At 58.7% G+C, this 19,827-nt stretch carries 15 protein-coding genes and 1 pseudogene; 4 read left to right on the forward strand and 12 right to left on the reverse strand.

The window, feature by feature from the left end; genetic code table 11:
- Positions 1-128 precede the first annotated feature (128 nt).
- Complete coding sequence (locus AB8A50_RS15250; RefSeq protein ID WP_439078183.1) at positions 129-3,311, reverse strand: GAF domain-containing protein; 3,183 nt, start codon at positions 3,309-3,311, stop codon at positions 129-131.
- Between the two features lie 660 nt (positions 3,312-3,971).
- Between AB8A50_RS15250 and AB8A50_RS15255 the strand changes: the two genes are divergently transcribed.
- Both AB8A50_RS15255 and rpoH read left to right on the forward strand, forming a co-directional pair.
- On the forward strand, positions 3,972-4,424 hold the full coding sequence (locus AB8A50_RS15255; protein WP_439062685.1) for an Hsp20 family protein: 453 nt from the start codon (positions 3,972-3,974) through the stop codon (positions 4,422-4,424).
- A gap of 111 nt (positions 4,425-4,535) precedes the next feature.
- Positions 4,536-5,417, forward strand: a complete 882-nt coding sequence (gene rpoH / locus AB8A50_RS15260) for an RNA polymerase sigma factor RpoH (RefSeq protein WP_439059641.1) — start codon at positions 4,536-4,538, stop codon at positions 5,415-5,417.
- Between the two features lie 31 nt (positions 5,418-5,448).
- Here the strand turns inward: rpoH and AB8A50_RS15265 are convergent, their stop codons facing one another.
- From AB8A50_RS15265 to AB8A50_RS15315, 11 genes and pseudogenes are all read right to left on the reverse strand, one after another.
- Positions 5,449-6,138, reverse strand: a complete 690-nt coding sequence (locus AB8A50_RS15265) for an alpha/beta hydrolase family protein (RefSeq protein ID WP_439078184.1) — start codon at positions 6,136-6,138, stop codon at positions 5,449-5,451.
- A complete protein-coding gene (locus tag AB8A50_RS15270; RefSeq protein ID WP_120286824.1) occupies positions 6,135-7,379 on the reverse strand; it encodes a DUF763 domain-containing protein in 1,245 nt (414 codons plus the stop codon). Before AB8A50_RS15270 ends, AB8A50_RS15265 begins: the two co-directional genes overlap by 4 nt.
- 28 nt (positions 7,380-7,407) lie before the next feature.
- A complete protein-coding gene (locus AB8A50_RS15275) occupies positions 7,408-7,965 on the reverse strand; it encodes an alpha-ketoglutarate-dependent dioxygenase AlkB (RefSeq protein ID WP_120286825.1) in 558 nt (185 codons plus the stop codon).
- 246 nt (positions 7,966-8,211) lie between these two features.
- Positions 8,212-8,826: a cell envelope biogenesis protein TolA gene (locus AB8A50_RS15280; RefSeq protein WP_439078185.1), complete on the reverse strand. Its 615-nt coding sequence runs from the start codon at positions 8,824-8,826 to the stop codon at positions 8,212-8,214.
- On the reverse strand, positions 8,826-9,074 hold the full coding sequence (locus tag AB8A50_RS15285) for a hypothetical protein (protein ID WP_120286827.1): 249 nt from the start codon (positions 9,072-9,074) through the stop codon (positions 8,826-8,828). The genes AB8A50_RS15280 and AB8A50_RS15285 overlap by 1 nt, the downstream gene beginning before the upstream one ends.
- 661 nt (positions 9,075-9,735) lie before the next feature.
- A complete protein-coding gene (locus AB8A50_RS15290; RefSeq protein ID WP_120286829.1) occupies positions 9,736-10,143 on the reverse strand; it encodes a BLUF domain-containing protein in 408 nt (135 codons plus the stop codon).
- A 265-nt stretch (positions 10,144-10,408) separates the two neighbouring features.
- Positions 10,409-12,952, reverse strand: coding sequence for an excinuclease ABC subunit UvrA (gene uvrA / locus AB8A50_RS15295; RefSeq protein WP_120286830.1), 2,544 nt, complete (start codon positions 12,950-12,952; stop codon positions 10,409-10,411).
- Between the two features lie 261 nt (positions 12,953-13,213).
- Positions 13,214-13,393, reverse strand: a pseudogene (locus tag AB8A50_RS15300) (PilZ domain-containing protein); the annotation flags it as partial.
- A gap of 369 nt (positions 13,394-13,762) precedes the next feature.
- A complete protein-coding gene (locus AB8A50_RS15305) occupies positions 13,763-14,530 on the reverse strand; it encodes a hypothetical protein (RefSeq protein ID WP_120286831.1) in 768 nt (255 codons plus the stop codon).
- Between the two features lie 213 nt (positions 14,531-14,743).
- Entirely contained in the window at positions 14,744-15,088 is a 345-nt protein-coding gene (locus tag AB8A50_RS15310) for a hypothetical protein (protein WP_315843502.1), read from the reverse strand.
- 134 nt (positions 15,089-15,222) lie between these two features.
- Positions 15,223-18,387, reverse strand: a complete 3,165-nt coding sequence (locus tag AB8A50_RS15315; RefSeq protein ID WP_439061894.1) for a CHAT domain-containing protein — start codon at positions 18,385-18,387, stop codon at positions 15,223-15,225.
- Between the two features lie 67 nt (positions 18,388-18,454).
- Between AB8A50_RS15315 and AB8A50_RS15320 the strand changes: the two genes are divergently transcribed.
- Together AB8A50_RS15320 and AB8A50_RS15325 are read left to right on the forward strand one after the other, a co-directional pair.
- Complete coding sequence (locus AB8A50_RS15320; RefSeq protein WP_244628280.1) at positions 18,455-18,652, forward strand: hypothetical protein; 198 nt, start codon at positions 18,455-18,457, stop codon at positions 18,650-18,652.
- Positions 18,653-18,760: 108 nt separating this feature from the next.
- Entirely contained in the window at positions 18,761-19,684 is a 924-nt protein-coding gene (locus AB8A50_RS15325; RefSeq protein ID WP_120286833.1) for a dienelactone hydrolase family protein, read from the forward strand.
- Positions 19,685-19,827 lie beyond the last annotated feature (143 nt).

Raw genomic sequence — 19,827 nt, forward strand, 5'->3', positions numbered from 1 at the left:
CTTCGATCTGGCCGATGGGCATTAGCCGAGGAGCGTCAATTGATCGCGTCGATCGAGGGGAATACGTCGGCTGCCGGAGCTCCTGTATCTGTTGTTTTCGTTCAGCTTAAGACGCCGCAGCTTTGGTTTTAGAGGCCGTCAAGCAACGCCCTGACCTTTTCTGCAAGATCGTTGATTGTATAAGGCTTTGAGATGAGATGCGTACCCGCATCCAGAACGCCATTATGGACTATGGCGTTTCGCGTATAGCCCGTGGTGAACAAAATCTTGGCGTCGGGCAACAGCGGTTGGAGGACTTTTGCGAGCTCACTGCCTGTCATTTCGGGCATCACAACGTCCGTGAAAACCAAATCGGGCCGTGAGCCGTTCTCAATGAGGTGAATGGCTTCTCGCGCGCTTGCAGCTTCTATGACCGAATAGCCAAGTTCTCGAAGCGTCTCGACAGAGATCGCTCGCACGCGTTCTTCGTCCTCAACCACCAGGACCAGCTCTTGATGCTGCCCCACGTCTGCGCGCACCGCGCCAGTCGAAGCATCGGTCGTAACCTCGCCGTAGAAACGCGGCAGGTAGATTTTTACGGTGGTGCCAACATCAAGTTCCGAATAAATCTTCACATGACCGCCCGACTGACGCACGAAGCCGTATACTTGACTAAGGCCAAGGCCCGTGCCTTTTCCGACTTCTTTGGTCGTGTAGAACGGATCAAAAACTTTGCTCAGCACATCGCTGTTGATACCGGTACCGCTGTCGGTCACTGCGATGAGAACGAACTGTCCCGGTTCAATTGAGTATTGTCGGGCATACGCCGCATCCACAGACGCGTTCATCGTTTCGATCGTGAGTTTTCCTCCTTGAGGCATCGCGTCCCGCGCATTGACCGCGAGGTTGAGTAAAGCGCTCTCAAGTTGAGCCGGATCGGCTTGGACGTTCCACACCCCCGCTGCGAGCACTGTCTCGATTGCAATGGTCTCGCCCAGCGACCGATCGAGAAGCTCGCTCATACCCGCGATCATACGATTCACTACGATGACTTCTGGAGCTAAGGGCTGCAGGCGGGAGAAAGCCAGCAAGCGCTGGGTTAAGGTAGCGGCCCGGTTAGCGCCGTCCAAGGCTCCGTCAATGAAGCGGGTGATGTCAATGTCACCCTTTGCCAGCTTCCGGCGGGCTAGATTCAAGCCTCCGATGATCACGGCGAGCATGTTGTTAAAGTCGTGAGCTATCCCGCCAGTCAATTGGCCAACCGCCTCCATCTTTTGGGCCTGTCGCAGCTGCTCCTCCGCCTTCGAACGTTCGGCAATCTCTGTGGCCACGCGCTGCTCGAGATCGATATTGAGCGCCTGCAGCTCCGCCTCGGCCCGTTTTCGCTCGGCGAGCTCCCTTTCGACAGCCGCAAACAGCCTCGCATTGTCGATGGCCGTCGCCGCGTGTCCCGCAATCCCCAAGAGAGCAGCCTCATGCTCTTCTTGGAACTTGCCGATTTCCTGATGGCCGAAGAACAGCCCCCCCAAAACGTCACCGGTGCGTGAGATGACCGGTACCGCAAGGTACGAGCGCACCGGAAGGTGGCCTTCGGGCATTCCTTTGCGGGGAGCGTTCTTGCCGTATCGCGGGTCGGCGAGGATGTTTTCTGATCGTACAACCGCCGTGCCAAGAAACGTCGGCTCAAACACTGCTGTATTCCGCGGCATCGGAAAATTCGCGAATGCAGACCGGGGCGCGCCGGAGAGCGCGTAGAGCATGTAGCTCTCGCCCTCGGGCGAGAGAACATTGTAGAAGAACGCGCCAAATTCCGCACCGCAGAGCTCCAGGCCGGCATCCGTAACGGTCTGGACGATGGTCTCGAGATTGCGTTCCCTGGCGACGGTTGCCCCCGTGTCATTCAAGATCCTGAGATGTCGTTCGGATTTCTTGCGCGCCGTGATATCGATGACAGTGCCAACAAAGCGCACTGCGTTGTGATTGACGAATATTGCGTCACCCGTTGCGGCGAGCCATCGTTCGATCCGGTCCTCGATTCCAATCGTCCGATACTCGATGCGATATGCAGCCGAGGAGGAGGGGTCCAAGGTGTTGGTCACCGCGCGATGAACGCGTTCGCGATCGTCAGGATGCAGCCCCGCAAGAAACGATTTTTCATATGAAATCTCGGCTTCGGATGAAAGGCCAAACAGAGCTTTGCATCTCGCGTCCCAGCGAAGGACGTTATTTACCGGGTCAAAGTCCCACGTTCCGATACCGGCTGCGTTGTTAGCTAGGCTGAGGCGTTCTGCGGCTTCTCGCGCGGCTTCTTCTGAACGGACTCGCTCGATATGAGCCCACGACCTTTCGGTAACCTCCGCAAGCAGGGCCAGCTCGCCAGCCGCCCAGCGATGGGCGGCCTGATGATGTATTGCCATCAATGCCGTTAAGCGGTCCTCTTTCACGAAGGGCATGCAAATAGTGGATCCGATCCCAATATCTTGGAAGGTTCGGGCTTCTTCCGGCTCCAAGTCTTCAAGATTGTCATTGATGATCAGCGGTCGGCCGTTACCCAGCTCCTGAACAGCTTTTCTGCCGAAGTCAGCAAGGCTGTAGTGACCTAAGATGTGTTTCGCGCCAGGTGCTGCCCAGTCGCCGCGAATAGTAAAGCCATCCTGATCTTCATCCATGTCGGCATAGGCGCAGTTAGACACATTGAGGTGCTGGCCTAGCATCCGGGTCGTGACTGATAGAATCTCGTCGGCCCTCCGGCACTTCGCAGTTTCTTTGCCGAGGTCATCCAGAAAGACAAGACGGGCTTCATTCGCCCGAATAGTTGCCTCTGCCCTACGCCGTTCTACCGCAGTCCGGGTCCGGTCAGCGACCTCCCGCATGAGGTCAAGTTCGGCGTCTGACCATTCTCGTGCTTCGGCATTGTTGAGATAGAGCAATGCCACCACGCCGTTTGGCTCAAGGATGGGCATGTTCACCAAGGCGCGTGCCGAAATAAGCTCAAGGGCCTTCGCCTGATGTCCTACCCGACCATCTTTTTCGGCGTCGGCGAACACCACGGTTACGCCGCGCTTCAAGTCCTCAATGTAGCTGCCGTAATCCCGGAATTGCAGAACCCCAGCCAGGCTTTTTATGCCCGGCGCATTCCAGTCCCGGCTTATCGTAATGGTTTCAGCGGAAAGGTCGATCGTGCCGTAGCCCGCGCGGCTGACACCGAGAGCCCGCCCCAAGGTCTCCGCGGCGGAGTACGCAAGATCGTCAGGGTCTGATATCTGGCGGATATGATCGCCCAATGCGGATAGCACATCACTGCGCAGCCCCGAAGCCATCATTGCCGTCATGCGAAGGCCTCAGCTGGCGGCAGCTGTACAAGGTCGCGACGACTCGAAGCGTTTCGAACGGGACTGAGAAAAAGGCTCACGTGACCCCATAAATTCAATAAAATTCGGAATTTGGTCAATTCGTTGCCGGCCGTCAGGTTCCAATTATCCGTTTGGCCAGGTTAGCTGACCGCCGCGATTGCCAAATATTCAGCTGATAGGGTTTGCGGCTGTCAGAGAGTTGAGGAGTCCGTTCATCCCAGACAAGGAATGCGTTCATACCGCTTGGGCATCGGATGGCATTGCCGTCGAAGAAGGAAAGCCAGTGGTGAAACGCCCCCGTCGGCGCTAGGAGCCCGCCGCATCTGGCGGGATCAGTCGTCTCGACCGCGATCGGCTAATCGCCCCTTACTAGGCGTCATGGATCGACGTAAGCTTAGTGGTCGCCTCCTTCACTCCTTTCTGTTTGAGACGGCGATCAGCGATGTAGAGCGGTCGACTGGGCGGTCAAGAATTCGCCCGCGCGGAAGCCAAAAAAATTTGCCCCACCCCCTTGAAACTTTCCGCCAGTTTTTTTTATTTTAGGTGCGCTGGACGCCAGAGGTTGGGTCCAGCGTGAGGCGGACGCCGGGGGTGTCCGGCGCCCGCTCATACCCATCTTGCTCATTGGAGGATTTGGCTATGAAGACTTACGACTTTGCTCCGCTTTGGCGCTCAAGCATTGGCTTCGACCGCCTGTTTGACCTCGTGGATGCCGCTCAGCGCGCGAACGAGGACAGTTTCCCCCCATACAATATCGAACGTGTCGGGGATGACCGATACCTCATCTCGCTTGCTCTGGCGGGTTTTTCGCCGGACGAGATCAGCTTGACGGCAGAGCAGAACGTTCTGACGGTCGAGGGCCGCAAAGGCGAACAGAAGCGCGACTTCCTGTTCCAGGGCATTTCTGGTCGCGCGTTCAAGCGGCAATTCAACCTCGCCGACCATGTCCAGGTAACCGGCGCGACTTTCGAGAACGGCCTTCTGCAGATCAACCTGATCCGCGAGATTCCCGAGGCCATGAAGCCGCGAAAGATCGCCATCAACGCAGGTCCGCGCTCAAACGTCGAGCAACTTGAAGCCAAGGCGGCCTGACGCCTATTCGATCACTTCGTGCAATCGTTCCGCGATGGCTTCGGCCGTCGCGGATTTGCGCGACATTTGGCATGGCGCGTTGATCACTCGCGAAATCGACAGGAGGCAGGGATGACCCAGTTCGCACTTCCAGCCTTGGCCGCTGGAGAAGGCCTTACAAACTATCTCACCGCGATCAAGCAGTTTCCTCTCCTCAAACCTGAAGAGGAGCTCGCCTACGCCAGGCGCTTACGCGAACACGGCGACAGGAACGCTGCCTATCATCTTGTGACCAGCCATCTCCGGCTGGTCGCCAAATTGGCGATGCGCTATCGCGGCTATGGGCTGCCCATCGCTGATGTCATTTCGGAAGGCAACATCGGCCTGATGCAAGCCGTGAAGCGATTTGATCCGTCTAAAGGTTTCAAGCTTGCGACCTACGCCACCTGGTGGATCAAGGCAACGATCCAAGATTACATCCTGCGGTCGTGGTCGATCGTCCAGATTAGCGCCAAGTCCACCCAAAAGCGGCTGTTCTTTAACCTGCGTCGCTTGAAGAGCAAGATCGCAGCGCTCGAAGAAGGCGATATGCAGCCCGACCACGTAGCAACGATAGCGCGCCGCTTGAATGTGCCTGAACGCGAGGTCATTGAGATGAACCGGCGGTTCCTCGGAGACATGTCGCTCAATGCGGCTTCACGAGTGGACGAAGAAGAAGGCGCTGAGTGGCAGGAGCGCTTGGCCGACCCAACGTCGAATTTTGAAGACGACGTCGCGGAACGCAGCGAACTTAACTGGAGGCGGCAGATCCTCGGGCAAGCGCTCGCCCATCTGAAACCGAGAGAGCAGCGTATCATCGAAGCACGATGGCTGTCGGATACCCCTCTTACACTTGACGACCTGGCCGCAGAACTGGGCGTGTCACGCGAGCGTGTGCGGCAGGTGGAAGTCAGGGCACTCGAAAAGGCCCGGGCGTATGCAGCTTTGCTGGCCGGAGACATGGGCGCGAAGTAATTCGATCCGAGCGGGCTCGACGGGGGCGACATTAGCTTTCCAAGCGCTCCACCCATTGGGAGATGGTGAGCGCAATTTCCGCCACTACGTCCTGGTCGGTCCGTCCGCTGCGGGCCGGGATATGAAAGCCGTGATCGGCGCCATCGATTAGGTGAGAGGTTGCCCTCGATCTCAGTCCCTTGCAAACTTGGCGAAGGAGCACGGGCTCCGCCAACTTATCACGCGTTCCCTGGATGAAGAGCATGGGGATCCGAATGCCTGCAAGGTGTTCGGCCCTTGTGATCGAAGGTTTACCGGTCGGATGTAGGGGGAAACCGACAAAGGCCAGCCCGCGCACATCTTCGATCGGATCTTCTGCTTGCGCCTGCGAGGTCATGCGCCCGCCGAATGACTTGCCACCCGCGATAATAGGCATGCCGCGGCATCGACGGCGGGCGTCCGCCACGGCCAATCGTATGGCCGCATGCGCAACAGCCGGAGTGTCGGGGCGTTTGCTGCCCTTCTCCATGAACGGGAACTGGAAGCGCAAGGTCGCGATGCCATGGCCATAAAGCCTTGCAGCGACATCTTCCATGAACGGGTGCGTCATGCCTGCGCCTGCACCGTGGGCGAAGACGAAACAGGCTTGCGCGTTCCGCGGGTTCATCAGGAGGGCTGAAAGCGCGAGCGCGTCCTTGCTCTTCAGCGTCAGGGGCGTTACGCGCGGCAGCCGGGTGTTCATTTCGCTGTCGAGCGCTCGCCGAATCGCTCCTCCTCCAAGCCGAAGACCGAGCGACCGCCGAGCGCGGAGGATGCCTGTAATTCGCCATCCACGAAATCCTCGAAGGACGGACCGCTTGCCGTTTGTTCGAGGCGGCGAGCCTGGTCGTCGAGCCGTTTCAGAGTCTGCATCTCCTCGTCTCGGCCGAGCTTGGCGTTCTGGACGGCTGTCTTCAGCACGCGGATGGTCTCGTCGTAGACCTTGATCGGCACCGGGTACGGGTGACGATCCTTGCCTCCATGGGCGAGTGAAAACCGCGCCGGGTCGCGGAAGCGGTACGGCGCGCCATGGACGACCTCGGCCACCATCGCAAGCGAGCGGACCGTCCGTGCGCCGACGCCCGGCGTGAGCAGTAGCTCGGGAAAGTCGAGCGGCCCGCGCTCGGAAGCCGCGGCGAGCGTGCCATGAAGGCGCCGGGTGAACACATCGCTCGAGCGGACATCGTGATGCGCCGGCATGACGAGATGCGGCAGGAGGGGCTGGGCAGGCGCGCTGCCAGTCAGCGCCGCGAACTCGTCGACGATGCCGTCGGGCCCCAAAGCCATCAGCAGGTCCAGTTGCGCTGTTCGGGAAGGCGCGGCGCGCCCATCCGTCAGATTGACGACGTTTCCTTGAAACGGACCATCGATGGCGCTGTGCGGTTCATCGACGAAACTCGTCAGGTTCTCGGAATGCCAATGATAGCGACGGGCCTGTTTCTTGTCGCCGTTCATGCCCTGCTGGACCACCGTCCATTTGCCCTCGTCGGTGACGAAGAAGCCGTGCAGGTAGAGATCGAAGCCATCCTGGACCGCTGCGCTATCGACCTTGGCGACGAGACGGCTCGCGCGCGTCAGGGCGGCCCCGTCGAATCCGATGCGGTCGCCGAGCGCGTGAAGTTCGTCAGGAGTTTTCCGCGAATGCTGGCCCCGACCTCCGCAGACGTGGATGCCGAGTTCGTCCTGCAGCGGACCTAGGCCGCGCTTGAGAGCACCGATGACGCTGGTCGTGATCCCGGACGAATGCCAGTCCATTCCCATCACGGCACCGAAGGATTGAAACCAGAACGGATGGGACAGCCGCCGCAAAAATTCGTCGCGACCGTAATGGTGGACGATCGCCTGGGTGACGATGGCACCGAGCGCTGACATGCGCGAGGCCAGCCATGGCGGAACCCGTCCACCATGCAAAGGAAGATCGGCGCTGCCGGTCCGTTTCGCCATTCGTCCTCGATATCCGATTCTTTGCCATTTAGGGGCTACGCTCGACCATCGTCCGGAAGGTGATGGAGTAGCGTTTGGCTTCGACGGCCGGAATGCTGTGTTCCCATACCGACCGCGCCTCGCCGGACATCATGTAGATCGAACGAGACTTCGCTTCGAGGGTGAAACGCTCGAACTTGGTCGAAGCGGGCCTGCGAAATCCGAACTTGCATATCGCGCCCAGCGACAGGCCGAAGATCCGGTCGAAGTGCGGCTTGTCCCTGTGCCAACCGATCCCGACGCCGACGTCGTATTCGGTGCAGAGGACTTGCTGTATTCGCGTACTGGGTCCACCGAAAGTCTCGACGCGATGTGAGACATCGGAGAGCCATTGAGGAATTGGCTCGGCTTCAACGAGGTGGCGTGCCGTATAGTCGTAGCTGAACCCGAAGGAGGCTACGCGACGCTTGCCCTCATACTGGCCGAACTGAAACGGCTGGAGGGGCAAGTCGGCCACTTGGGCTATAAGGTCGAGCGCTTCCGCTGCCGAAACGAAGTCTTCGGCATACCGGAGTCCATCGGGACCTGGCGTGTTTTCCGCAAACAAACTGAATTGGTCGGACAGTGGATTCTACCAAGGCTGTGGATCTACGACCTACTTATGGAGCCGCAGCGCAAAGTCAAAGGTCAGGGGGATCCCGCACATCATAACCAACCAAATAAGAACGGGGCGTACGCGATCGCGAGGAGAATAAGCGCCAGTGGAAAAGCCGTTGCAATGAAGATTGTATCCATGTTGCGAGGCTGCATGGTTACGAAACCGAACAATCTGAGTTCCGTTCCAATTCCCGCCTCAGTCGCCGCCCTTCTTGGCCCGACGTAGCGCGGCGCCCAGCTTCTCCCGTTGCTGCTCCCAGCGCCGTCGTTCGGCCTCCGTGCGATTGTCGATTTCGTCGCGTTCCGCCTGTATCGCGGCATCTCTCGCGTCGTGCTCCTGTTCAGCGGCATCAAAGGCTACTTGTGCGCTTGCAACCTGCGCTGCTTTCCGGTCTCGCTCCTTGATCCTGGCTCGCTCTTCCTTGCGCTGGTCGGCTTCGCGTTTCCGCTGCTGTTTGTCGAAGATGGCCGCGGCTCTACGTGCTTCCGCGTTGTCGACTTTGGTCGCTTTGGCCTGAGGAGCCACCCGCTTCCGCGGAATTGACACTTTCTTGCCGGCCACAAGGCCTTTCGGAAGTTCGCTCGTCTCCTTGAACGCGCCATTGGTGCCGACTGCTCTCCGCAAAACGATGCCGGGATGCGCGATTGTTGCCGAGACGATTGCAGGGTCGTCGGTCTCCTCGGCGAAGCCCTGGTGAAACAGGTTGCTGTCGGCGCCCCAGATCTCGAGCGCGGCCTTCATGGACGGCGCGGCAACGGCCAGGTCGAAAAAGCCGATCGATGTCTGGTAGGTCTTGAGCTTCCGGGCCATCACTCGCAGGCCGGACAGGTGTCCGCTAGGCCATCGAGTACTTTCTCGATGGCTTTCACCCGTTGCTCCTTGTTCTTACCGGAGAACTTTCGATGTTCGGCGATCGATCTTGCATAATCCACGGCATGGTGGCTGTGACGAAGGCGCAGATAGCCGTGATCCGGACAGGGCGCGATGGCGTGGGCCTCAAGGAGGATATCCGTCGCCCATATGGATAGAGTCTCGGCGTCGTTCGTGTTCTTCGACATAGTCGCGTCTCTCTAGGGAATTTCGTCCCGAGAATGGGATTTGGCGTTGACCGGAAATCAGACATGCCGTTTCGGTGTTTTGACATTCGAGAATGTTGTCATCGTCGGGCACGGCTTGAAAACAGCTAAGCTATTCTTGAGTTCCTTCTCGGTCGGAAAGGCATTCACCATGCCTTGCGTCAGAGCTTCCGCCACCAATCGGCGATACCGGCGGTCGCCGGACTTTCGAAGGCGTGTTCTAAAGCCTCGGGTCGATGGAACCAGACAGCGAGTTGAGCGATTGCAAGTAGCTATCCACCGCGGCCAAAGGGCGTAGGTCGTTGCTACAAAATGGGCTCTATAGCATTGCGTTCAATGCCGGTCTCGGTGGGTCCGGAGGTGCCGGCGTCGTCGTGCTCTGTGACGGCGTTTTGCTTGGGGGCGATTCTTCTCTGCTGTACAAAGGCGCTTACTCGCAACGAGACGGGAAGTTCGAAGCGACTGTGCGGACATCGCGTCACGCCAACGAAATCCCGTCCCTGTTCGGGCTGGACGAGGCGACGCTGAGCTTCGCCGGGACCATCATTCGTGGAGACGCACGCGGCTTCGGCGCTTCCCCTCAGGTGCCAGACATCAGGTTGGAGGTCCATCTCAAGTTCAGGGCGCCCATCTGAGGGATTGTTTAGGTCTGGTTTTGGCTGCACGCCAACAGGAAATCCAGAGCCGACATAGCATCTAGATATCGCAATTTCACACGGCCGTTCAACCCAACGGCCTCGTTAACTAATGTCTGATCCGGCACCCGCTTGAAGCCCATTGCCCAGTTCGGAAACAGTCGATCACCATATGCAAGGCCGCGCTGGAGCAAGCTGATATCTCGATGCCGCGGATCGACGCTGATGCGGCTGTAAACTTCGATTACATTATCCGGCTCTCCCTCAAGCACCTGAAGAAAGTCGCCGTCCGAATGGACAAGCATGCCTGTTATATGCGCCGCATCATTCCGGGCCCTTGCCTTTTGCAGTAGCTCGGAAAGATCCCCGGATGAAAATGGCTCATTTGCAGTGCTAAGATACAAAATTCGAAACACGAACGACCTCCATACCCGTCAACGCCGGGTTCCAAAAAGAGTTCAATCGTGCCGTAGACGATCACGCCTCCCCTGACCGGCCGCGCCCCTGAGCTCACCGGAACAGGTGTCATCAAGTTTGACGGTTGGCCCGCCGACTTGTCCATGACCACGGCGGCTTCAATGCCCGCATCACCCCATTTTACGGTACGATCCCGGTGACGTTGCGATAAGCCATGTCTGGCGCCGGCTTCTTCAGAAAGACGGGAGTAAGTTGATCGGGTCTCTAACCGATTGAGGCTTCCAGAAATTTGGCCGTGCGGCTTTCGGCGTTGCGCGCAACATGTTGCGGTTCGCCAGCGGTCACGACGGATCCGCCCTCATTGCCTGCGCCGGGGCCCATATCGATTACCCAATCACTTTCGGCGACCACTGCCATATCGTGTTCGACGACGACCACCGTGTTACCGGCATCCACCAGGCCTTGAAGCTGCAGCATTAGCTTTTCGATGTCTGAGGGATGCAATCCAGTCGTCGGCTCATCCAGTACATATAGTGCCGCCCCCCGCTGAGCTCGTTGCAATTCGGTAGCGAGCTTGATCCGTTGGGCTTCGCCGCCACTGAGTTCCGTTGCGGACTGACCGAGTTTGATATAACCGAGGCCGACCTCTCGAATGACACCGAGCGAACGTGCGAGTAGCGCATCTTTCTCGAAAAACGCGAGCGCATCGTCCACCGTCATGCCCAACACGTCGGCAATGGATTTGTCCCGGATCTTGATTTCCAACGTCTTCGCGTTGTAGCGCGACCCATGACAGGTCGGACATGGCGCGTAGACTGACGGGAGGAAAAGCAATTCGACGGTGACGAAGCCTTCCCCCTGACAGGTTTCGCAACGTCCTTTGGCGACATTGAAAGAAAAGCGGCCGGCATCATAGTGCCGTGTCTTGGCCTGCTTCGTGGCCGCGAACAGCTTTCTGACGTGATCGAAAAGCCCTGTATAGGTGGCGAGATTCGACCGCGGGGTGCGCCCGATCGGCTTTTGATCGACGACAACGAGACGTTTTACGTGCTCCATGCCCCCGACGATGTTGCCGCCAAGCGTTTGAATGGCGGTTTCCAGAAGGTCTCCTTCGTCCGGAGCGCCCCGGTCCTCTTCGCCGCTCTTGTGCCCCAATATTTCCCCAACCTTCTCGACCAGAAATTGAGTGATCAAGCTGGACTTGCCCGACCCCGAGATGCCGGTCACCGCGGTAAACACACCGACAGGAATGTCGACGTCGAGGTCGTTGAGATTGTTGCGGGTGACACCGCGAAGTTGTAGCTGACCTCGCGGGAGACGGCGCGTGCGGTCGATGGCCGTCGCGTTTCCGAACAGATGGCGCCTTGTTTGAGACGCCTCGACGCCGGCAAGTCCTTTAGGGATACCGCTGTAAAGCACCTCGCCCCCGTGAACGCCCGCGGCGGGGCCGACATCGACTATCCAGTCCGCGTGGCGGACGACATCCAATTCATGTTCGACGACGAAAAGCGAATTGCCTGCTGCCTTGAGCCGGTCCAGCGCTCGCAGGAGAGCTTCGGTGTCGGCTGGATGAAGCCCAGCGGAGGGCTCATCCAGAACATACACCACGCCAAACAGGTTCGACCTGACTTGGGTCGCCAGCCGGAGCCGCTGCAATTCGCCGGGGGACAGTGTCGGCGTGCTACGCTCGAGGGCGAGATATCCCAGGCCGAGATCGAGCAGAACCGCCAATCTCCCGTTCAGATCTTCCAGGATGCGCTGGACCACGAGAGCTTTTTCCGGATGGTCTTTGGGCGTATGAGCTTTGCCTTCGAGATACGGCACGATCAATTCGCGAACGCCCCTTAAAGGAAGCTCAGACAGTTCCGCAATATCCAAGCCTGCGAATTTGACCGAGAGAGCTTCGGGCTTAAGCCGTTTTCCCCGACATACCGGGCAACGGCCGCTCAGCATGAATTGCGAAACCCGCCTCTTCATCATCGCGCTCTGCGTTGTTGCGAACGTCTGCAAGACGTATTTGCGCGCGCCGGTGAAGGTGCCGTGATAACTCGGCTCTTCCTTGCGTTTGAGGGCTCGCCTCACCTCAGCTGGCGTGTAGCCTGCATATACCGGGACGGTGGGCTGTTCCTCGGTAAAGAGTATCCAGTCGCGGGTCTTCTTCGGCAGTTTGCGCCAGGGCGTGTCTACGTCATGACCGAGAGTTACCAGGATGTCCCTCAGATTTTGTCCCTGCCAGGCACTCGGCCAAGCCGCCACGGCTCGCTCCCGTATGGTGAGCTTGTCATCGGGGACCATCGAGGCCTCGGTAATATCGTGGATCCGACCGATTCCGTGACAGTGAGGACAAGCTCCTTCGGGAGTGTTGGGCGAAAATGACTCGGCATAGAGCAGTGGTTGTCCACGCGGGTAGTCGCCGGCGCGCGAATACAGCATGCGCAGCAGGTTCGACAATGTGGTCACGCTGCCGACCGACGAGCGTGTCGTCGGAGATCCGCGTTGCTGCTGTAAAGCCACGGCTGGTGGTAGACCTTCGATTTCGTCCACCTCAGGAATGGACATCTGATTGAACAATCTTCTCGCGTAAGGGGACACCGACTCAAGATAACGCCGCTGCGCCTCGGCATAGAGCGTGCCGAAGGCCAGCGAGGACTTGCCCGATCCCGACACCCCTGTAAAAACGACAAGTGCATTGCGGGGAATGTCGACGTCGATATTCTTCAGATTGTGCTCGCGAGCTCCGCGAACACGCACGAAGCCCTCATCGACGGCCGAGTCGGCACCGTACGAACCACCTCTTCCTGCGTGCATCTTGCCCTTCCGCGCAAATTGGCGTGTGATATCAACCGCAGATGAAACTTTGGCGGACGAGTTCCGTTCCCCACACGGAGCTTCCGGCCGGTAGCATTGTTTGTCATAGCGACTACATACTTCATCGCCCCGGAGTTGATCCTTATTCAAGCCTTTGCAATTGGTCGGGCGCGGCCATCCTGCGCGCCATCGTGGTCGATCGGTTGCTGGCGCCATTCCGCTTTAACCGACTGAGGCTTCTTCTTCGCCCCTTTCGAAAACATCGCCTTTGACGCCAGCTAATTCGCACCTGCGAGAAGCGAGTCCGGTAGTGGATAATAGGAGGAAGAATTCGCAGAGGTTAAGGCCTTCGATCGACGCCTTAGTCGTCAGCGTGGCTCCGTATGTCGATACATCCCTCATGACGCATGAGCGGCGCCACGAACCATCGATCGCCGTCATTTGGACGTAGACACCGCGCTCGAAACGAACGCTGCCGAAACTGGTAGCGGTCTTAGGAGCACTGGAGGCTCTATCTCCTCAGGATATTGAGCACCACTAACCCAAATACGGACGGGGAAAAAACATAAACGTCAGACCCGGCGGAGCTTCTCCATTTAAAAATTAGGCGACGCGAGCCACCAGACGGATTTGGCCGGAGCGGCCTATCGCGTGGTGAAATAGAAGTCCTCGCTCCCCGACAGCGAGCCCTATGAACGGCGGCTTTGCGCCAGAAGCGGACGGTTGCGGAGCGGCCAACAAACATTGTTCAGCTGACGGAGTTGGCGCGCGTTTGGCCAACGGCACGGAACACACGTTGGCTTGTGGAAGTTAGGATCCAATCACACCTTTGAGTCCGGTATAAAGAGACCCAGCCACGCCGGCACCTGCGCCGAGCAGTGGTCCCGCGGTCTGCGCAAACTCCTGAATCAATCTTGCACGACGTCTCATCTGCTCTCCGCCAACGTGCTCTCCGAGCAGGCGGGCAGCCTTAAAGGCAATGGCATTGGGTTTGCCACCCTGCGCCAATGTGTTCGGCAAAATTCGAAAAATAACCATCCCGAGGACATTGCCGGACAGGAATGCCAAACTGATGCTGGCTACATATTCTCCGACCTCACGCCACTCGACGACCGATGCCGGGACAATCGGCACGCTGTCGTTGATTCCGGTAACAACCAACATGCACCCTACACTCAGGATGGCCGTGATCAACCCCACCAGCCAAGCGCCGAGTGGCCCAAGCTTATTGAAGGGCATCGAAGCAATTCCGAACAGCAACGGGATCACGATCGATGCAAGACGCAGATATAGCGGTGCAACATTGAGGACGATGGTGATTACAATGTGGGCGGCTACAAGTAACACGGCTGGCAGCAGTACATAGACCGCAAAGTGAATTACGTAGTAGCGGAGCGGACTGGTCAGCCGCGCCAGCGCAACCTCGGCCCGATCCAGCGCGTGCGTTAGATTGTCGATTTCACTGACAAGGTCCTGGACCTCGAGCAGGATCGGACGGACGAAACGCAGGTCACGCGAGCAGTTCTTGCACGCGATGGCTTCATCCCTGATTGTCTCTGTGCAGAACGGGCATTCCATAAGACGCCTCAGCCCTTCCGCTTCGCACGGATGGACGCGATCTCGGTTCTGATCCGGGAAAGTTTAGCCACTGCTGCATCACGCTTGGCAATCAGGTCCTTGCGTTCCCTCGCCAGTGCTTCGGGAACGGCGATGTCTCTGGAACACCAGCCACAGACCAGTACGAGATCGCTGTTCTCTCGAAGACAGTACGGACAAATGATTGCCATCGCGTCAGCGCGCGACCTTGAGGACGAAACTCGTGCTGCCGGGGCGCCCATCAGAATCCTTGAGATCCACGCGCAGCATGTGCTCGCCGGGAGGTAGAGACGCATCCGGCATATCGATGCCAGCCGGTTGAACGAACACCTTCAACCGTTCCGTCAAGTCCACATTCGGCGTACGAAGATAAATGACCTTTACGGAGGTAACATCGATCGTCGCTCCACCAAATGACAGGAACTTGAGCTGAAAGTGAGTCGGCGATTGGATGTTATCGCTGCCGGAAAGGAGCTCGATCTTCGGGCCACGCGTGACACCGCGCCGATCGACGACCACTGCACCTTTCGGCGGCGGCAAGGAGGCCTCCTCTTGTGTGATTAATACCCCCGCGGCCCGCGACGGCACGGATTGACACAGCACGATCAGGCAGGCGAACGTAAAGCAAATTCCTATACGACGTCGCATCATTCCCCCCAACGCGATCTATAAACTTATCTGGTGCCCCCATCCCCTATAATGGAGTAGGGCGCCCAGAATAACGGATGTGCGTAAGCGAACTCTGTCTTTCCATCGGCATTCAGATAGCCGGGTCCGTCAGCCAAAGCCATCATGGCCTGACGCTGAGCTTCGCCGCGTGCCAGCTTTGGATCGTCGGCCTGCCGCTTAAACAGATCTGTCATCAACTCTCGCGCGGACTGTGAATGCACCGACCAGTTGGTGACCAGAAGAGCGCGGGTGCCCGCGTAAAAGAACGCCCGGCCAAGGCCCGAGGCGGCTTCTGCGCCGGCGCCGGCGCCCGCACCGGTGTTGCAGGCCGAAAGAATGACCCAGTCCGCGTCGAGTTTGAGACCGAGTATCTCCTCCATCGTCAATAGGCCGTCGCCCTCTTCACCGGTCACAGTCGGCGAGGACAATGCAAGCGCCGGCTGGGTCAGCCCATTCAATTCGCCAGGCACGAGGCCATGCGTTGCAAACGCGATAATCTTGAAGCCGGACAGATTTATCGACTTAACGGCTTTCTCCGTCGCTCCCTTGCCTAGATTCAAGACTTTCGACGGGTCGGCCCGCAGCGCCAAGGCGATCGAGCGCAATTCGTCGGCCGTATCCGGAAGCCGCGGCAACAAGCCAAGCTCCGCGCTATCCACGCCGTCAAGCTTCGGACTGTTGCGCCGCTTCAGCGGCACACCGCGCATGGTATTGGCGTCGGCGGCATCGGCGATTCGTATTTTTGCATCGATCTGCTCGGCCTCGGCCTGCTGCTCGGTGTTGAAATACGGATCTCCGAACGCGATTATCTCGCTACGGTCGGACTTGCCGGGCGGTAGCTGCCGCAAAGTGCGCAATGCGGCTGCGGACGGAACCATGGCGACCGCATGGGTGCGCGCCAGCCAGGGCACATCCCTGTAGCTCGCAAACAGAACCTCCTCATTCTTCTTGATCACCGACGGCTGCGTCGGCAGTAGTGAGAGTGGCAGCAGACCCAGCGCGCCGTTGGTGACGACGATCAGTTTCCTGGCCGGCTTCCAGCCGGCTTCTACGGGCTTAAGGAGCGACGAATACAGGTCATATCCCAATGCCACATCGAAAGCGGGAATATCGGAAATCATAGCCGCCTGCGGCTCGAGCGCTTCGCGCAACTGAGCTACCTTGGTCTGGACATCCGCTGCATTGGACCCGATTGAAGCAAAGGCAACCGCACCGGTCTTCGGAACCGCCCAGACGAAACTCGCGTCCTGACCAAAGTAAAATGATAGCATCGCCTCGTCGGGCGCCAGCGTATCGCGAATCTCGTCCACGGATGGCGCTCTTGGCGCGACCAGATCTGCATAAGCCGGAAAAAGCCGATTGATCTCTTGTCGCGCCGTGGTCCGCGCGCTGCGCAGATTGGCGATCGACACATTCAGCGTCTGCACGCCCTTCTCATCTCGCTCAGCCGATGACAAGGACAACACATTGTTCAGCGTACCGATTTGCGCATTGATCTGTTTCGACAGATCCTGCTCCTTGCGCACCAGCTCGGCCAGCGCGGGATCCTTGACTGAACTACGCGCGCTCGAAGCCGCCAAGGCCTGCTGCACCGAGCTGCCACGGACGGCGTCCGCCAAGCTGAATGTTTCGACACCGATATCTGCGGACCGGCTCTTCTGCCTGGCCAACATTCTGAAATAGGCTTCTATGATCGCCTGGAAGCGTTGATTCTTGGCCGCAACGACGGTTGTGTCGTCACCGTCTGCATTCTCTCGCGACGATGCGACTAGGATTGGTATTGCGGTCTTGAATTCGCGGATAGCTTCCTCATCGCGTCCTGCTCGCATCAAGCCGATAGCAAGGGTTCCGCGCGCCGACGCCGTATCAAAATGGCTCTCGCCTACGCGTGCGATCTGCTTCTTGACCAACTGGTCAGCCGCGGAAATGCCCGCCTCGATCTGGCCCGAAGCATAGAGCGATGCGATACGCGAGCCGTTCAGTTCGAATACCTGACGCCGCATCGGCTCCCAGTTGGCGATTGCCCTGTCGATCTGGGCATAAACCGCGACGGCGTCACGGCTCTTGCGCTGCAAGTTAAGGACGCCGCCAAGCTGTGAAAGCATCTGTACGGTTTGTGGCGCTTCATCCGGAACGCCCGTCGTCTTGCCGATATCGAGTGCCACGCGCAGCAGCTTTTCGGCGTCGGAATGGCGCCCCTGTTCGACCAGGATGCCCGCAAGACCTGCAATGAAACGCGGCGTCGCGTAATGATATTTGCCTTGGTCCTTCAACCGGGACAACAGCGCGCGACGTGCATCGGATTCGGCCTCCGCAAGACGGCCCTGCCGGGCCTTCGTCCGTGCAAGACTGAGCGTGATAAAATCGATGGATTGAAGCAATGCCGACTCCGTCGGCGGATTCTCGCCACTGAGAAGGCCCTTCATGCCTGCGCGCTTGCGGGCTTCCGCAATGCGAAGCGAAGCCTCAGCCTCCTTAAACTGTCCACGTGCCTCGAAAATGGCAGCATTCCCGAGCTCGATCTCCGCCTCCCAATTCTGGCCGTAACGCGCATACGCTGCGCGCATGGAAGGATGGCCACTCGTTCGCGCCTCCTCGATCGCCGGGCGGCTGCGGCGCATGTAGCCTTCTGCCTGAACGATATCGCCCATCTGGATCAGCGAATTGGCAATCGAGCGATTAGCTGTATGTACGAACCCCTTCGCACCCGGCGTGTTCGCGGTGTCGCGCAGTAGCCGCTGATATGTTTCGAGCGCCTTCTTCGGATCGCCCGCACTGCCGTACTGGACAGCCACTAGTTGAACCAGGCGCGCCATCAGTCCGGGCGGAGCAGCACCGCGGCCCGCCTCAATCCCTTTTTCAAGATCGGAGATGGAATCCGTTAGCCGACCGAGCTGGCTTCTTGCGCCCGCACGGTCGAGATAGAACTGCGCAAGCGAGACGCGCGAAGCTCCGCCGGGAGGCTTCACGTCTGCGTCGGCCCTTAGTTGCTCGATCTTTTTCTCGTCCGGCTTCTCGGTATCGAGGATCGCCGTGATATCGGAGATCGAGCGCGGCGGTGCGACAAAGCCGACCGGCAATGCCGTTTCCGGTGCGATCTTCGGCGTGACATCGGCGGGGACGGCGACGGCGACATTGGCACGCCCGTTTGCCGCGTTCAGTCTCGACATCACACAAGAGCGTACTGCGGGAGTGGCCTTCGTCCGGCATGCCTCTAGGCTGCCGCCGCCACCGCGCATGCAGGACATCACAATTGGCTTTCCAACCGACATCCGGCACTGCTCGATCGCAGCTTCCTGCGTGAGCGCAAATGCCGCCTGCGACAACAGCGCGAGCGCCGCGCTGATGAAGAGCGTCGCCGATGCGCATAAAGCCACATGCCGAATTATCAATCGCTTGGAAATGACCGCTTGCATGATCACGGCTCCAAAATAACTTATCAAAATATGACGTGATCCTAGCCGCAAACCAATTTGATCGACAAGCGCGTTGAGACAGGTTCCGCATGGAACCAGGTTCATTGTAGTAACGCTCGGAGACGAGATGGCGACCATTTGCCGAGTGTCTTACGTTGCACTAGTGTTGATCGCAGGTACCGCCGGGCTGTTGACGAGCTCTCTGGCGGAAGATTTTGTCCCGCCGTTACGTATGCTTCCTTCTGAAATCGCCAGCCGCGCCGCGTCATTCGCGAAGGATCTCACCTTTCCGCAGCCGGTCAAGGCGGGAGATGAACTGACTTCGTCCCAAGCTGCGTTTCTGAAGCCTGACGGCGATGGCCCGTTTCCTGCGCTGGTGATGGTCCATCAGTGCGCAGGCGTGAACCAAGCGATCGTCCTCTGGGCGCGCGAAGCTGTCAGCCTTGGCTATGTCGTTCTCCTGATCGACAGTCTGACGCCTCGGCAGGTTAGCACGTTGTGCTTCGGGCCGCGAAACGGCGTCAATCTATTCCGCGGAGCAAAGGACGCATTTCAAGCGGCGGACCATCTCCGTCAATATCCGTTCGTGGACCCGACTCGGCTATCATTCGTCGGGTTCTCTTGGGGAGCGATGGTTGGCCTTATCGTCTCCAGCGCAAGGTACGCGGAAGCGCTGGGCGGTCGCCCGTTCGCATCCGTTGCAAGTTTCTATCCCGGGTGCTTCCGCGTTTCGCGGCCAAATACGCCGAGCTTTGACATCGTCAGCGATGACATGAAGCAGCCGACACTGGTTCTCATGGGCGCCACCGACAATGAAACCCCCGCCAGCGAATGCGTTGAAAAACTACATGAAGCCAAGTCGGCTGGCTCAGCCGTAGAATGGCATGTCTACCCTGACACTGGCCACTGCTGGGACTGCCGGCAACTCGACGGTCGTAGCAAGACGGATTTACGCGGGAACCTAGTTTCTTATAAGTTTAGACAGGACGTCACGACAGACTCATCCAAGCGGTTATTTCAATTCCTAGCCGCTCCGCACCGGGGCAAATAACTGTGGTGACAGACTCTCTCCACAGGAATTGCCCCCCGCTCCTCCGACACTGAAGGACTTGCATCTGCGAGGCGCCCTGACTGCAACCGTTCAGGATTGGCGAGAGGTGGTAGTTCGAACGATTTCCTTTCAATACAATCGGA

The sequence above is a fragment of the Tardiphaga sp. 841_E9_N1_2 genome, from assembly GCF_051811065.1.
Classification (GTDB): domain Bacteria; phylum Pseudomonadota; class Alphaproteobacteria; order Rhizobiales; family Xanthobacteraceae; genus Tardiphaga; species Tardiphaga robiniae.